We start from the raw sequence: 355 nt of genomic DNA on the forward strand, positions 1-355 counted from the left end.
ACGTTCTCCACGCCGGTGCGGCTCGCGGCGTCCAGCTCGTACACATCGGGGTGCTCGCCGGCTTTGATGCCGCGGGCCTCGGCGTCTTCCACGCTCATGAACACTGGGTTGCGGAAGGCCTCCTGGGTCCAGGTCATGTTGTCGTAGCAGGTGTGGGCGCGGCGCATGTTGTGCGGCGTGTAGGCCTGCAGCGGGTAAGCGCCCTTCTCCTTGGCCTCCCAGTTGGCAAACGTCTCCTGGTAGCCGCGGCGCGGCACGAAGTAGTTCGCGTAGGGCTTGATGGGCGTATCGTTCAGACCGATGCGGTTAACGTTGTCGGCCTTGTACTGGCAGTAGATCTCCAGTTTGCCCGACA

The 355-nt window shown here is 63.7% G+C and carries 1 pseudogene; it reads right to left on the bottom strand.

The features are described 5' to 3' along the window. Positions 1 to 355 (bottom strand): annotated as a pseudogene (locus NE591_RS13380) (molybdopterin dinucleotide binding domain-containing protein); the annotation flags it as partial.

Source organism: Adlercreutzia sp. DFI.6.23, assembly GCF_024462535.1.
Lineage (GTDB): Bacteria > Actinomycetota > Coriobacteriia > Coriobacteriales > Eggerthellaceae > Adlercreutzia > Adlercreutzia rubneri.